The organism is Actinoplanes sp. NPDC048988 (genome assembly GCF_043197815.1).
GTDB lineage: Bacteria > Actinomycetota > Actinomycetes > Mycobacteriales > Micromonosporaceae > Actinoplanes.
On the sequence record NZ_JBICTW010000008.1, the window covers coordinates 27,153 to 41,610 of the forward strand.

The 14,458-nt window shown below is 71.5% G+C and carries 13 protein-coding genes; all 13 read left to right on the forward strand.

All coding sequences use genetic code 11. The annotated features are described in order from the left end of the window. Positions 1-51: 51 nt before the first annotated feature. The 13 genes from ACGFJ7_RS24715 to ACGFJ7_RS24775 all read left to right on the forward strand — a co-directional run bounded on the left by ACGFJ7_RS24715 (position 52) and on the right by ACGFJ7_RS24775 (position 14,449). Positions 52-1,569: a UDP-N-acetylmuramoyl-L-alanyl-D-glutamate--2,6-diaminopimelate ligase gene (locus tag ACGFJ7_RS24715; protein WP_392644048.1), complete on the forward strand. Its 1,518-nt coding sequence runs from the start codon at positions 52-54 to the stop codon at positions 1,567-1,569. Then, the gene (gene murF, locus ACGFJ7_RS24720; protein WP_392644050.1) at positions 1,566-2,951 is read left to right on the forward strand and encodes a UDP-N-acetylmuramoyl-tripeptide--D-alanyl-D-alanine ligase; all 1,386 of its coding nucleotides are present in this window, start codon (positions 1,566-1,568) and stop codon (positions 2,949-2,951) included. The genes ACGFJ7_RS24715 and murF overlap by 4 nt, the downstream gene beginning before the upstream one ends. Then, positions 2,948-4,054, forward strand: coding sequence for a phospho-N-acetylmuramoyl-pentapeptide-transferase (gene mraY, locus ACGFJ7_RS24725; RefSeq protein WP_360252988.1), 1,107 nt, complete (start codon positions 2,948-2,950; stop codon positions 4,052-4,054). The genes murF and mraY overlap by 4 nt, the downstream gene beginning before the upstream one ends. Positions 4,055-4,119: 65 nt before the next feature. Further along, on the forward strand, positions 4,120-5,502 hold the full coding sequence (locus tag ACGFJ7_RS24730) for an FtsW/RodA/SpoVE family cell cycle protein (protein ID WP_392644052.1): 1,383 nt from the start codon (positions 4,120-4,122) through the stop codon (positions 5,500-5,502). Beyond that, complete coding sequence (gene murG, locus ACGFJ7_RS24735) at positions 5,503-6,615, forward strand: undecaprenyldiphospho-muramoylpentapeptide beta-N-acetylglucosaminyltransferase (RefSeq protein ID WP_360252994.1); 1,113 nt, start codon at positions 5,503-5,505, stop codon at positions 6,613-6,615. Between the two features lie 25 nt (positions 6,616-6,640). After that, positions 6,641-8,110: a UDP-N-acetylmuramate--L-alanine ligase gene (murC, locus tag ACGFJ7_RS24740; protein WP_360252997.1), complete on the forward strand. Its 1,470-nt coding sequence runs from the start codon at positions 6,641-6,643 to the stop codon at positions 8,108-8,110. Positions 8,111-8,117: 7 nt separating this feature from the next. Continuing rightward, complete coding sequence (locus tag ACGFJ7_RS24745; RefSeq protein WP_360253000.1) at positions 8,118-8,882, forward strand: FtsQ-type POTRA domain-containing protein; 765 nt, start codon at positions 8,118-8,120, stop codon at positions 8,880-8,882. Between the two features lie 290 nt (positions 8,883-9,172). Then, complete coding sequence (gene ftsZ / locus ACGFJ7_RS24750; RefSeq protein WP_360253003.1) at positions 9,173-10,306, forward strand: cell division protein FtsZ; 1,134 nt, start codon at positions 9,173-9,175, stop codon at positions 10,304-10,306. Further along, a complete protein-coding gene (locus tag ACGFJ7_RS24755; RefSeq protein WP_392644264.1) occupies positions 10,303-11,016 on the forward strand; it encodes a YggS family pyridoxal phosphate-dependent enzyme in 714 nt (237 codons plus the stop codon). The genes ftsZ and ACGFJ7_RS24755 overlap by 4 nt, the downstream gene beginning before the upstream one ends. Before the next feature lie 244 nt (positions 11,017-11,260). Next, on the forward strand, positions 11,261-11,935 hold the full coding sequence (locus ACGFJ7_RS24760; protein WP_360253006.1) for a cell division protein SepF: 675 nt from the start codon (positions 11,261-11,263) through the stop codon (positions 11,933-11,935). 48 nt (positions 11,936-11,983) lie between these two features. After that, the gene (locus ACGFJ7_RS24765) at positions 11,984-12,289 is read left to right on the forward strand and encodes a YggT family protein (RefSeq protein ID WP_360253009.1); all 306 of its coding nucleotides are present in this window, start codon (positions 11,984-11,986) and stop codon (positions 12,287-12,289) included. Between the two features lie 42 nt (positions 12,290-12,331). Then, on the forward strand, positions 12,332-13,150 hold the full coding sequence (locus ACGFJ7_RS24770; protein ID WP_360253012.1) for a DivIVA domain-containing protein: 819 nt from the start codon (positions 12,332-12,334) through the stop codon (positions 13,148-13,150). Positions 13,151-13,198: 48 nt separating this feature from the next. Beyond that, positions 13,199-14,449 carry a hypothetical protein gene (locus ACGFJ7_RS24775; protein ID WP_392644280.1) on the forward strand — a complete coding sequence of 417 codons (1,251 nt, stop codon included), beginning with the start codon at positions 13,199-13,201 and terminating at the stop codon, positions 14,447-14,449. Positions 14,450-14,458: the final 9 nt, after the last annotated feature.

Below are 14,458 nucleotides of genomic sequence, written 5' to 3' on the forward strand. Positions count from 1 at the left end.
GCGGTATGGCGTTTTTCGCCGAGCGGCGGGCACGGGGTAGGGTCTGACGCCGTGCCCGGCATTCCCCGTCCCCTTTCCGTGGCGCCGCACCGGTTGTCGAGCCTGGCCCCGCTGATCGCGGCCACGCTGACCGGCGACGACGCCGAGGTCACCGGGATCACCCATGACAGCCGTGACGTCCGACCCGGCGACCTCTACGCGGCCCTTCCCGGCGCGAACCGGCACGGCGCGGAGTTCGCCGCCGCCGTCGCGTCGGCCGGCGCCGCCGCCCTCCTGACCGACCCCGACGGCGCCGCCCGCGCCGCCGCCACCGGCCTTCCGGTGCTGGTCGTCGACGATCCGCGGGCCGTGCTCGGCGCGGCCGCCTCGGCGATCTACGGCGACCCCTCGGCCCAGATGACCGTGATCGGGATCACCGGCACCGCCGGCAAGACCTCCACGGCGTACCTGGTCGAGTCCGGCCTGCGGGCCGCCGGCCTGGTCACCGGCATGATCGGCACGGTCGAGACGCGCCTGGGCGACCTGGTCGTGCAAAGCGTGCGGACCACGCCCGAGGCGACCGACGTGCACGCGATCCTCGCCGCCGGCCGGGAGCGCGACGTCACCGCCGTGGTGATGGAGGTGTCCAGCCACGCGCTGGCCGTCGGCCGGGTCAACGGCGTGCGCTACACCGTCGGCGGCTACACCAACTTCGGCCTCGACCACCTCGACTTCCACCGCGACGCCGACGACTACTTCGCGGCCAAGGCGAAGCTGTTCGACGGCCGCTGCCGCTTCGAGGTGCTCAACTCTGACGACGCGGCCCTGGCGCCGTTGTTCAAACCGGAGACGATCAGCTACTCGGCCGACGGCGACACCGGGGCCTCGTGGTGGGCCACCGACATCCGGCCCTCGGCCTTCGGCCAGCGCTTCGTGGCCCACGGGCCCGGGGGCGTACGGGTGGAGGCCGGCGTGGCCCTGCCCGGCCGGCACAACGTGGCCAACGCGCTGCTGGCCCTGGCCGCCCTGGTGGCCGCCGGCATCGACCCGGCCGTGGCGGCCGGCGGGATCGCGGCGTGCGCGGGCGTACCGGGCCGCCTGGAGCGGGTGGACGCCCCGGGCGAGGTCCTGGGCGTGGTCGACTACGCGCACAAGCCGGACGCCATCGTGGCCGCCCTGGCCGCGCTGCGCGAGCTGGCCACCGGGCGCGGCGGCCGGGTGATCTGCCTGATCGGCGCCGGCGGCGACCGGGACCGCGGCAAGCGCCCGCTGATGGGCGCGGCGGCGGCCCGCGGCAGCGACCTGGTCATCGTCACCGACGACAACCCCCGGACCGAGGACCCGGCGGCCGTGCGCGCCGCCGTGCGGGCCGGGGCCGAACAGGCGGGAGCCCCCGCGAAGATCATCGAAGTCGCCGGGCGGCGCGACGCGATCGACGAGGCGGTGCGGCTGGCCGCGCCGGGCGACGTGATCGCGCTGCTGGGCAAGGGACACGAGCGTGGCCAGGAGGTGAACGGCGAGATGCTGCCGTTCGACGACCGGATCGAGCTGGCCGCGGCGCTGACCGCCGCGGCGGGGAGCGGCTCGTGATCCGGATGACGCTGGCGGAGATCGCCGAGCGCACCGGGGGACGCGTGGTCAACGCGGCGCCCGAGCTCGAGGTCACCGGGGGAGTGGAGTACGACTCCCGCAAGGTCGGCCCGGGCGGCCTCTTCGTCGCCTTCGAGGGCGAGAAGGTCGACGGGCACAAGTTCGCGGCCGCGACGGTCGAGGCCGGGGCGGCCGCCGTGCTGAGTACGCGGGACACCGGCCAGCCGGGTGTGGTGGTGGCCGAGCCGCTGAGCGCGCTCGCGGCGCTGGCGTCGGCGGTCGTGGACAGGCTCGACAAGCTGACCATCGTCGGGCTCACCGGGTCGTCCGGCAAGACGACGACCAAGGACTACATCGGGCAGTTGCTGTCGCGGCTGGGGCCGACGATCGCGCCGGCCGGGTCGCTCAACAACGAGCTCGGCTTCCCGTACACGGTGCTGCAGGCGACCACGGATACCCGCTTCCTGGTGCTCGAGATGGGCGCGCGCGGTATCGGGCATATCCGCTATCTCACGAATATCGCCCGGCCGCGGGTGGGTGCCGTCCTCAACATCGGCGCGGCCCACCTCGGCGAGTTCGGCTCGGTCGAGGGCACTGCGAAGGCCAAGGGCGAGCTGGTCGAGGCGCTGCCCGCCGACGGGGTGGCGGTTCTGAACGCCGACGATCCGCTGGTGGCCGGCATGGCGCCGCGGACCGTGGCGAAAGTCGTGCTCGTCGGCGAGTCGCCGGCCGCCGCGGTGCGCGCGACGGAGGTCGTCGTGGACGGGGCCGGGCGCGCTTCGTACAAAATCGGCTTCGAGGGAAAAACCGGAAATGTCCGGCTGGGCGTCGCCGGTCGGCACCAGGTGGCGAACACGCTGGCGGCGGCGGCCGTCGCGCTCTCGCTCGGCATGGGGCTCGAGGACGTGGCCGAGGCGCTGGGTGAGGTCGGCATCGTCTCCGGGCGCCGGATGGACGTGTTCACCCGCGCCGACGGTGTCACGGTGATCGACGACTCGTACAACGCCAATCCCTCCTCGACCACGGCCGCGCTCCAGGCGCTGGCCTCGATGGGCGAGGGCAAGCGCACCACCGCCGTGCTCGGCTACATGGCCGAGCTGGGACCGCACGAGCGCTCCGGGCACGAAGAGGTCGGCCGGGTCGCGGCCGAACTCGGCGTCGACCGGCTGATCGCCGTCGCCCCGGAGGCGGGCCCGATCGTGGACGGCGCGCGCGCGGTCGCCGGCTGGACGGGCGAGGCCACACTCGCCCCGGACCAGGCCGCGGCCATCGAGGTCCTGAAGGGAGACCTCCGGGACGGCGACGTCGTGCTGGTCAAGGGATCCCGGTACCGCACGTGGGACGTGGTGGACTCGCTCCGTGGAGAGGAGGAGTCCCGGTGAGGGCAGTCATCGTCGCGGCCGCGGTCGCCTTCATCATCTCGTTGTTCGGCACCCCGATCGCCATCCGCGTCTTCACGGCGATGAAGGCGGGCCAGCCGATCCGCGGCGGCCTCGGGCTGGCCAGCAACGCCGGCAAGAAGGGCACGCCCACGATGGGTGGCGTGGCCTTCATCATCGCCACCGTCATCGCCTACGCGGCCGGGCACGTCGCCCTGACCACCCTCCCGGATCGGCAGATCGCCCAGGAGAGCCCGACCATGACCGCCCTGGTCCTGCTCGGGCTGTTCGTCTTCTGCGGCGTGGTCGGCTTCCTGGACGACCTGCTGAAGGTGCGCCGGCGCAACTCCGACGGCCTCAGCGCCAAGGGCAAGCTGCTCGGCCAGCTGATCGTCGGCACCGCGTTCGCGGTCGTGGCGCTCTACGTGCCGAGCACCAACGGCGAGACGGTGGCCAGCGAGCACATCTCGTTCATCCGCGACATCAGCTGGCTCGACGTCGGCAAGGTCGGCTCGGTGCTGGTCTTCGTCTTCGTCATCATGGCGATGTCGAACGGCGTGAACCTCACCGACGGCCTGGACGGCCTGGCCACCGGCGCGTCGATCCTGGTGCTGGGCGCGTACGCCCTGATCGGCTTCTGGCAGTACCGGCACTGGTGCGGCGACTCGGACTACGCCCGGGTCAACGACTACTGCTACAACGTGCGGGACCCGCTGGAGATCGCGATGATCGCCGCCGCGGCGGCCGCCGCCTGCGTGGGCTTCCTGTGGTGGAACACGTCCCCGGCCCGGATCTTCATGGGCGACGCCGGCGCGCTCGGCCTGGGCGGCCTGATCGGCGGCCTGGCCGTGGCCACCCGGACCACGCTGCTCTCGGTCATCATCGGCGGCCTGTTCGTGATCATCACGATGTCCCTGATCATCCAGATCGTCTCGTTCAAGACCACCGGCAAACGGGTGTTCCGGATGTCGCCGCTGCACCACCACTTCGAGTTGGCGGGCTGGAGCGAGGTCAACATCGTGGTGCGGTTCTGGATCATCTCCGGGATCTGTGTCGCGATCGGCCTGGGCCTGTTCTACTCGGACTTCCTGGCCGTCATGGGATAGATCTCTCGCGCGACACGCCAGGCACGTGACACAGCCTCGCGTGTCGCCGCGACGATGATGAGGCAATGGCGGACGACCGTACTCCTCAGGCGCCTCGCCCGTCGTTGAGCCGGCAGCTGCTGCCCGCCGTGCACGGGCTGCTGGCGCGTCCCCTCTCCTCGTACTACCTGCTGCTGTCGAGCTCCGGTCTGCTGCTGCTGATCGGCCTGACCATGGTCTTCTCGGCCACCAGCGTCGAGGCGTACGTGCGGGAAGGCAGCGCCTTCGGCGCGATCGGCAGCCAGGCGATCTTCGCGCTGCTCGGCCTGGTCGCGTTCTGGGTGTGCCAGCGGCTGCCCGCCGGCACCCTGCGCGACCTCGGCAAGTACATCCTGGCCGTGGCCATCGCGCTGCTCGCCCTGCTCGACCTGATCAACGCGCTGAAATCGGTGCACATCCTCGGCCCGAAGCAGGGACTCGGCCCGGTCCGCGCCGATCTGCTCTGGCTCTACTTCGGCCCGATCGGCCTCCAGCCGGCCGAGTTCGCCAAGCTCGGCATGGTGCTCTGGGGGGCCGACGTGGTCGCCCGCAAGGGCCCGGCGCTCGGGCACTGGCGCGAGCTGTCCCGGCCGCTGTTCCCGGTCATCGGCCTGCTGTTCGTGCTGGTCGGCTACAACGACCTGGGCACCATGCTGGTGCTGCTGGCCCTGATCGTCGGCCTGCTGTGGGCGGCCGGCGTACGACTGCGGATCTTCGCCGCGCTCGGCGTGCTCGGCCTGGCCGGCATCAGCCTGCTCATCGCGGCCGCGTCCGGCGGCGCCGGCTCGGGTGAGAAGGGCGCCGAGAACTACCGCCTGGCCCGGCTCACCAACTTCCTCCAGCCGCTCGACCAGTGCGATCTGGACGGGCCGTGCTACCAGCTCATCCAGGCCCGCTCGGCGATCTTCGAGGGCGGCTGGTTCGGCGTCGGGCTGGGCAAGGGCGCGCTCAAGTGGAACTGGCTGCCCGAGGCCGAGAACGACTTCATCTTCGCCGTGGTGGCCGAGGAACTCGGGGTGGTCGGCTGCGCGATCGTCCTGGCCCTGTTCGCGGTGCTGGCCTACACCGGCTTCCGTATCGCCCGGCGCTCGGTCGACCCGTTCCGCCGTCTGGCCGCCACCGCGATCACCACCTGGCTGGTGGCCCAGGCCGTGATCAACATCGGCGGCGTCACCGGGATGCTGCCCATCACCGGCCTCCCGCTGCCGTTCATCTCCGCAGGTGGTAGTGCCCTCGTCGTGACCATGGCGGCGGTCGGCATCGTCGCCTCCTTCGCCCGCGCCGAGCCGGACGCGTCACGTGCCCTGAACGCCCGTCCGCCCGCTCGGTGGGTACGGCTACTCTGGGCCCCGCTGCCGCCGGTCCCCCCGCAACGGCGGCCGGGGCCTGCGAAGCCCACCGCTGACACGGGGGCTGGAAGGAGACGGTAAATGGCTTCGCTGCGGTCGGTAGTGCTCGCCGGAGGAGGCACCGGCGGTCACATCTACCCGCTGCTCGCCTTCGCCGACGCCTTACGGCGGCATTTCCCCGACGTGCGGATCACCACGCTGGGCAGCCCCAAGGGCATGGAGAACGACCTGATCCCGCCGGCCGGATACGACCTGCGGGTCATCCCGGCGTTCCAGCTGCCGCGGTCGATCAACATGAACCTGCTGCGCACCCCCGACCGCATGTACAAGTCCTCCCAGGCGGCCGGCAAGATCCTCGAAGAGGTGCAGGCCGACGTCGTGGTGGGCTTCGGCGGGTACGTGTCGGTGCCGGCCTACCTCGCGGCCTGGCGCCGTGGCGTGCCGATCGTCATCCACGAGGTGAACGTCCCGCCGGGCGTGGCCAACCGGATGGGCATGAAGTTCACCAAGAACATCGCGGTCGGCTTCCCGCAGCAGCCGCAGCTGGCCGAGTCGCTGCGCGAGGCCCGGGTGGTCGGTGTCCCGTTGCGTACGGCGATCTCGCACCTCGACCGCGCGGCGTTGCGCCCGCAGGCGCTCTACCAGTTCGGGCTGCGCCCCGACCTGCCCGTGCTGTTCGTCTCGGGCGGCTCGTCCGGCGCCCGGACGATCAATCTGGCCGTCGCCGCGGCGGCCAAGCGGCTCGCCCACTCCGGCATCCAGGTGCTGCACGTGCAGGGCGGCCGCAACGACCCGTTCGACGTGCCGGCCGACCTGCCCGTGCCCTACCGGGTGCTGCCGTACCTCTCGGACATGCAGCTGGGGTACGCGGCGGCCGACCTCATGCTCTGCCGCGGCGGCGCGATCACGGTGGCCGAGACCACCGCGCTCGGCGTGCCCGCGGTGTACGTGCCGTACCCGCACAGCAACCAGGAGCAGAAGCGCAACGCGCTGCCGGTCGTCGAGGCCGGCGGCGGCGTCCTGGTGGACAACTCGGAGCTCACCGCTGAGTGGATCGAGCAGAACATCGTCCCGCTGGCGCGGGACAGGCAGCGCCTCGGCGCGATGAGCATGGCCGCTTCCCGGTACGGTCGCCGCGACGGTGACGAAGCGCTGCTCGAATTCGTTCTGGAAGCGGTGGCCAAGGCCCGATGACCGACGCGACTAAGGGAGCAGGACTGTGAACACGGCGGAGCTGAGGCCGGCCGGCGAGGTGACCGCCGAGGACCTCGGCAGCGTGCACCTCATCGGGATCGGCGGGGTCGGCATGGCGGGCCTGGCCCGTTTGCTGCTCACCCGGGGCGTCCCGGTCTCCGGCAGCGAGCTGCGCGAGTGGCCGGCGCTGGCCGGCCTGCGCGCGCTGGGCGGCACGGTGCACATGGCACACGTCGCGTCGAACCTGGACGGGGTCGACACGGTGGTCTACTCCACGGCCATCCCGGCCGACCACCTCGAGCTGGTCGAGGCGCGCCGCCGCGGGCTGCGCGTGCTGCACCGCTCCGAGGCGCTGGCGGCCGCGATGACCAACCGGCAGACCATCGCCGTGGCCGGCACGCACGGCAAGACCACCACCACCTCGATCATGACGGTGATCCTCCAGCACGCCGGTCAGGACCCGTCGTTCGTGATCGGCGGCGAGATCTCCGAGGCCGGCTCGAACGGCCACCACGGCACCGGGCCGCACTTCGTGGCCGAGGCCGACGAGAGCGACAAGTCGTTCCTGATCTACCGCCCGCACGTCGCGATCATCACCAACATCGAGGGCGACCACCTCAACAACTGGGGCGACCTCGACGGCCTCAAGGCCGGATTCCTGCAGTTCGCCGAGCTCACCGACCCCGAGGGCTTCGTGGTTACGTGCGCCGACGACGAGGGCACCCAGGAGCTGATCGCGGCGCTCAAGGCCAAGGGCAAGACCGTTTACACGTACGGCGAGAGCGCGTCGGCCGACCTCAGGATCTCCGATGTCGTGTCGACCGTCAGCGGGGTCCGCTACCAGGCCGAGCTGGACGGCAAGCCGCTCGGCGAGATCCGGCTGGCGCTGCCCGGCAAGCACATGGGCCTCAACAGCGCGGCCGCCGTGCTGACCGCGCTGCGGCTGGGCCTGCCGCTGGACAAGACCGTGGAGGCGCTCGCGTCCTTCCCCGGCGTGCGCCGGCGCTTCGAGCGCAAGGGGATCGCGGCCGGTGTGCGGGTGTACGACGAGTACGCGTACCACCCGACCTCGGTCAAGGCCGCGCTGCGCACGCTGCGCGAGGTGGCCGGCGACGGCCGCCTGCTGGTGGTCTTCCAGCCGTACCGGGTGTACCGCACCCGGGACCTGGAGGCCGAGCTGGCCGAGGGCCTGAGCCTGGCCGACCAGGCGATCGTCATGGAGGTCTTCGGCCCGGGCGAGGTGCGCGGCCCCGGCGAGGGCGGCGTGTCGCTGACCGCGGCCGTCGACCTGCCGGACGGCGCCAAGGTGTTCGTGCCCGACTGGGAGGACGTGCCGGCCGAGGTCGTGCGGCGCAGCCGCCCGGGCGACGTGGTGGTGACCATGGGCGCGCCGCCGATCTCGCTGATGGGCGACGAGCTGCTGTCCGCGCTGGCCGAGGCCGACCTCCAGCCGGCGCCGTCCCAGCCCAGCGGCAACGCCCTGGAAGAGCGGTAGAGCAGCGGTGAGCGGGGGCGGGCGCAGCTGGCGGCTCGTACGGGCGGACACCGACGCGGTGCCCGCCTCGGCGCGCCGTTTCATGGCCCGCGCCCGCAAACGTAAGCTGCGGGCCGTGCTGCCGTGGGCGATCGCGGCCGGCGTGCTCGCCCTGGCCGGCATCGTGTCCTGGGTCGTCTACGGCACGTCCCTGCTCGGCGTCCGCGACGTGAAGGTCGTCGGCACCCAGTTCCTCACCCCGCTCCAGATCGAGCAGGCGGCCTCGGTCCCGCAGCGCGAGCCGCTGGCCCGGGTCGACCTCGACGCCGTCCGGGCCAAGGTGCGCACGCTGCCGGCGGTCGACCGGGTCGTGGTGCGGCGCAGCTGGCCGTCCACGCTGGTGGTGGAGGTCGTGGAGCGTACGCCGGTGGCCGCGGTGCCCGCCTCGGGCCAGTTCTCGCTGATCGACCGCGAGGGCGTGCCCTACCGCACCGTCCAGCAGCAGCCGGCCGGGCTGCCGCTGGTGCGTACGACGTCGCCGGGGCCGAACGACGTGAACACGAAGTCGGCCCTGACCGTGCTCTCGGCGCTCAGCGAGGATCTGCGCGAGCAACTGGTCGCGGTGTCGGTGCCCATGCCGGCGCAGATCAAGCTGGAGCTGAAGAAGGAGCGCACGGTGGTCTGGGGGGACGACACCCAGAGCGACACCAAGAGCCAGGTGGCGACCGCGCTGCTGAAGCGCAAGGGCCGCGAGATCGACGTCAGCGCTCCGTCAGTCGTGACGATCCGCTAATATCTTCCATAAGCGGACAAACAACGCTTTTTGGTCGAGGTTACGGGTCCGTCGGATGTTCGCCACGTAAGCGGACGCCGACACGCCGCGCCGGGTCTTTGGTTGACATCGCAATGCCGCATACGTTGCCACCAGAGGCTTCAGTGGTTGACATAACCCTAAGCCTCTAGTAGAGGGTGAGGGTTTCCTCGCCCTCCCTTGTACGGCAGCGGGTGCCGACGCGCGGTCTGGCCGGACCGCGCCGGGGCCTAACGGCATCCACTAACCCTGGAAGGGAAGGCTGAGAGCCCATGACACCTCCCCACAACTACCTGGCGGTCATCAAGGTCGTCGGTATCGGTGGCGGCGGCGTGAACGCCGTGAACCGCATGATCGAGGTCGGGCTCAAGGGCGTCGAGTTCATCGCGATCAACACCGATGCGCAGGCGCTGCTGATGAGCGACGCCGACGTCAAGCTCGACGTCGGCCGCGAGCTCACCCGCGGTCTCGGCGCCGGCGCGCAGCCCGAGGTGGGCAAGAACGCCGCCGAGGACCACCGTGACGAGATCGAAGAGGTGCTCAAGGGCGCCGACATGGTCTTCGTGACGTGCGGCGAGGGCGGCGGCACCGGCACCGGCGGCGCGCCCGTCGTCGCCAACATCGCCCGTAAGCTCGGTGCGCTCACCATCGGCGTGGTCACCCGGCCGTTCTCGTTCGAGGGCAAGCGCCGCCAGGTGCAGGCCGAGGCCGGCATCGACGAGCTGCGCAACCAGTGCGACACGCTCATCGTGATCCCGAACGACCGGCTGCTCGCGCTCGGCGACCGCGGCATCAGCATGATGGACGCGTTCCGCCAGGCCGACCAGGTGCTGCTCTCCGGTGTGCAGGGCATCACCGACCTGATCACCACCCCCGGTCTGATCAACCTGGACTTCGCGGACGTCAAGAGCGTCATGAGCAACGCCGGCAGCGCCCTCATGGGCATCGGCAGCGCCCGGGGCGACAACCGCGCGGTCGAGGCGGCCGAGCGGGCCATCTCCAGCCCGCTGCTGGAGCAGAGCATGGACGGCGCCCGCGGCGTGCTGCTCTCCATCGCCGGCGGCTCCGACCTGGGCCTGTTCGAGATCAACGACGCGGCGCAGCTGGTCACCGACGCGGCCCACCCGGACGCGAACATCATCTTCGGCGCGGTCATCGACGACGCGCTCGGCGACGAGGTGCGGGTCACGGTCATCGCGGCCGGCTTCGACGGGGGCACGCCCTCGTACAAGCCGTCCGAGCCGGCGCGCAAGGTGATCCAGCAGCCGGCCGCGCCGGCGGTCACGGCGCCGCAGCCGGCCGCGCCGGCGGTCACCACGCCGCCGCCGGCCACGACCACCCCGACCCCGCGCCGGGTGCTGTTCGACGACGTCGACGTGCCGGACTTCCTGAAGAACGGCTCCTGACGGCGGTGACGGATCGTAGGGCCGAGCTGTCCGCGGCCCTTCAGGAGGTGCGTGGGCGGATCGCCCGCGCGTGCGTGGCGGCCGGGCGACCGGCGGACGCCGCGCACCTGGTCGCGGTGACCAAGACGTACCCGGCGAGCGACGTGGTGTTGCTCGCCGGGCTCGGCGTCACCGACGTGGGCGAGAACCGCGACCAGGAGGCCGCTCCCAAAGCGGCCGCCGCCGCGGAAGCCGGCGCGACGCCGCGCTGGCACTTCATCGGACAGCTCCAGCGCAACAAGGCGCGTTCGGTGGCGTCCTATGCCGACGTGGTCCAGTCGGTCGACTCCATACGGCTGGCCTCGGCGCTCGATCGTGCGGCTTCTTCTCTGCGCGATGATCCACTCGAGGCGCTGGTCCAGGTGAGCATCGACGGTGATCCGGCGCGCGGGGGCGCGGCCGGCGACGACATCTGGCGGGTTTCCGACTCCATCGCGTCGTCCACATCGCTGCGTCTCGGCGGCGTCATGGCGGTGGCCCCGACGGACTGGGATCCCGACCGCGCGTTCGAGCAGCTCAAGTCGATCTCGGACCGTCTGATCGCGTCACACCCCGATTCGAAGATGATCTCCGCGGGTATGAGCGGGGACCTCGAGGCGGCCGTCCGGCACGGTGCGACACACGTCCGGATCGGCACTTCTTTGCTCGGAATGCGAAACCCGCTGCGGTAGCCTTGCGGCGGGCAGCAAACTACATAGGTGTTGTTTAACGCGGCGCCACTCGCGAAGGTGGCCGGCGCGTCCGACGACGCGGCGTTGCCGCAGCGTGTGGTCCTGTTCGGACCGGCTGGGGCGCGAATGGGGGACAGCGAAAGCGCAGGGGGTGCGTTTCGCGAAGCGGACGAAGGTGGGGGCACATGGCGGGTCGGGTCGGCGCCGAGCGGGGTCACGCTCGGATGCGGGATGGGGTGAGGGCATGAGCGCCATTCGTAAGGCGGGCGTCTGGCTGGGCCTCGTCGAGGAGGACGAAGACCGCGACTACGGGTACCGCGAGGACTCGTACCACCAGCGGGACCGCCGCTACTCCGGCAGCCGCTACGAGAACGACATCGACGAGGACGACGAGGAGTTCGAGGAGGAGCGCACGGTGCCCCGGGCTCGCACCGAGCGCCCGGCCCGCCGTCTCGCGCACACCGACGTCGAGGACGAGCCGGTCGAGCGCTCCGAGCGCGCGAGCGTCCGCTCCATCACCCGATCGGGTTCAAGTACGGCCGACTCGGCCCTGAGCTACTCGACGCGGGAAAATCTCGCGCTCGCCCCGCAGACCGTGCACCAGCCGCAGCCGGCGCCCCGGCCGGTCGAGGACGAGCAGCGTTACCAGATCACGACCCTGCACCCGACTACGTACCGTGAGGCCCGCACCATCGGAGAGCACTTCCGGGACGGTGTTCCGGTCATCATCAATCTCACTGAGATGGATGAGGGTGACGCCCGCCGGCTGGTCGACTTCGCGGCCGGTCTGGCCTTCGGTCTTCGCGGTACGATCGAGCGCGTGACGAACCGGGTGTTCCTGCTCTCACCGGCGAATGTCCAGGTCACCGCGGAGGACAAGGCCAAGATCGCTGAAGGCGGTTTCTTCAGCCAGGGCTAAAAAGCCTCGGCGCCCGGCTTAACCCGAATGGGGGAGGACTCGAGCACCGTGCTCTCGGTCGTGTTCCAAATATTGTATTTGCTGGTATATATCTTCTTTCTCGTCCTGCTTGCCAGGTTCGTGCTGGGTGCGGTACTTCAGTACGGGCGCCGGTGGCAACCCAGTCGTGGGGCGTCGGCGGCACTGGAAACGGTGTGGAGCGTCACTGATCCGCCCCTCAAGGCGTTGAGGCGTGTGATCCCACCGCTGCGCATTGGTAACGTGAGCTTGGACCTGGCTTCCATAGTGCTGCTGGTTATCCTGTTCGTGCTCATGCAGTTCGTGTTGCGAAACCTGATACTGCAGTTCAGCTAGACAGCAGCCCCACCGCGGCCGCAACTGACCCGAGGAGTTTCGATGCCGCTGACCCCGGCCGACGTGCACAACGTCGCCTTCAAGAAGCCCCCGATCGGCAAGCGGGGGTACGACGAGGAGGAGGTCGACGCCTTCCTGGATGAGGTCGAGCGCGAACTCGCCCGTCTGATCGAGGAGAACAACGAGCTGCGCGCCCAGGTGGAGCGCGGCGGTCGGGGTGGCGCGCCAGCCGGTCCTTCCGCCGACCCGCGCCTCGCCGCGGAGCTCAACGACGTCAAGGCTCAGCTCGACCGGGTGCAGCGCGACAAGGCCCAGGCCGAGCAGGCCGCCCGGCAGATGCAGGCCGAGCTCGAGCAGGTCCGGGCCGCGGGCCCGGTCGGCGGTGGCGCCGCCAGCGGTGGCGCCGACGGCGAGCAGCAGGCGCTGCGGGTGCTCATGATGGCCCAGCGCACCGCCGACGACCACGTCGCCGACGCGCGCCGCGAGGCCGACAAGCTCCTCTCCGACGCCCGTTCCAAGGCGGAAGAGGTCACCCGCGAGGCCCGCGCCAAGGCCGACGCCCTCGAGCGTGACGCTCGCCAGCGTCACCAGGAGGCCATGGGCGGTCTCGACGCCAAGCGGACGGCGCTGCAGAAGCACATCGAGGAGCTGAAGCAGTTCGAGCGCGAGTACCGCACTCGGCTCAAGGCGTACCTCGAGAGCCAGCTGCGCGACCTCGACGGCCGGGGCCAGGGCCTCGAAGCCGAGATGTCGCGGGCCGACTCCGGGCGCGCCGTCGGTGGCAGCGGCGGTCTCGCCGCGGCCGGCCTCGCCGGTTCGTACGGCGGCAGCCGCGCCAACTCCATCGAGTCCGGGCGCTGAGCTCCCGCTCTCCCATCTCCCGCCGGTTTCTCACGACGAGGATGAGCCATGATTGTCGCTAGTCTTCTGCTCATCCTCGTCGCGGTGGCCCTGCTCGTCATGGGCCTCACCGGCGGGTCGAGCAACCTGCTCATCAGCTCCATCGTGGCCAGCCTGCTGGCCGCGGTCTTCCTCGTGGTCGGTGCGCGCCAGGCGGCTTCCGCCCGGCGCGCGGCCGCGCGCACCACCCCGGCCGACGAGCACGCCGACGACTACCGCGACGACCTGATCGAGGACTACCCCGACGAGGCCTTCGTGGCGGAGCCCGAGTTCGCCGCGCGGACAGCCGGGGAACCGGCCCGGCGCCGTCGCCCCTCCGACGATCTTCCTCCGCCGGACGCCCCCTTCGCAGCCGAATCCGGCGCACGCGACACGGTCCAGTTCGACGCCGTCGACTCCCGCCCCACCGCGCACCCCGCGGACGAGGTCCCGCCGGGCGATTTGTCCGCCGATGAGGCTCATGCGGCGGGTTGGCGCGACGCCAAGGAGGCCATGGCGGCCGACCTGAACCGCGACCCCGCCCTCCGCCACCACCCCGGCGCCGCGGCGGCCGGCCGGGATTCCGCTTCCACCCGCGAGCCCGCTTTCGATCGCGAGCCGGCCGATCCCTCCGCTGGTCGCGACTCCGCCGGTCCTGTCGCTGGCAGTGCCTCTGCCGATGCCGCCGTCGGCCGTGGCGCCGCCGGTCCGGTCGCCGGCCGCGACTTCGGCGATCCTTCCGCCGGCCGCGACTCCGCCTTCGGCCATGAGCCCGCGTTCGACAGCGACCCTGCCCTCGGCGGTGACTCCGCCGTCGGCTACGGGCCCGGGGAGGCGGCCCTCGGTCGTGAGCAGCCGGATACGGCGGCCGGGCGTGAGACCGGCGACCAGGACATTCGCGAGGCGGATCCGGACTACGACCGTGCCTCCTCCGCGATCAACGCGGCCCGCAGCGAGACCCCGGGCGAGGACGCCTGGCGCCGCGACCCCGGCGCGGCGACCGCTGACGACGACGAGTTCGCCGAGCCCGACGTCGACGACCCGGACGACGAGCCGCTGCCCCAGGCCGTACGCCCGGCCGACGCCGTCCGCGTGGCCCGCCTCGACGCCGAGGTGCTGGTGGTCGACGGCCGCCCGCGCTATCACCTGCCCGACTGCCCCCACCTGGTAGGCCGCCTCACCGAGCCCATCCCGGTCGGCGAGGCCGTCGAACTGGGCTTCAGCCCATGCGGCCTGTGCCGCCCGGTCGACCGCCTGGTGGCGAGCGCCGCCCACCGCTGACGCCTTCCC

What these genes read in the sequence shown, in the direction of transcription:
- ACGFJ7_RS24730 (WP_392644052.1), top strand. Translation starts at nt 4,120, where the DNA reads ATGGCGGACGACCGTACTCCTCAGGCGCCTCGCCCGTCGTTGAGCCGG.
- murG (WP_360252994.1), top strand. Translation starts at nt 5,503, where the DNA reads ATGGCTTCGCTGCGGTCGGTAGTGCTCGCCGGAGGAGGCACCGGCGGT.
- ftsZ (WP_360253003.1), top strand. Translation starts at nt 9,173, where the DNA reads ATGACACCTCCCCACAACTACCTGGCGGTCATCAAGGTCGTCGGTATC.
- ACGFJ7_RS24760 (WP_360253006.1), top strand. Translation starts at nt 11,261, where the DNA reads ATGAGCGCCATTCGTAAGGCGGGCGTCTGGCTGGGCCTCGTCGAGGAG.
- ACGFJ7_RS24770 (WP_360253012.1), top strand. Translation starts at nt 12,332, where the DNA reads ATGCCGCTGACCCCGGCCGACGTGCACAACGTCGCCTTCAAGAAGCCC.
- ACGFJ7_RS24775 (WP_392644280.1), top strand. Translation starts at nt 13,199, where the DNA reads ATGATTGTCGCTAGTCTTCTGCTCATCCTCGTCGCGGTGGCCCTGCTC.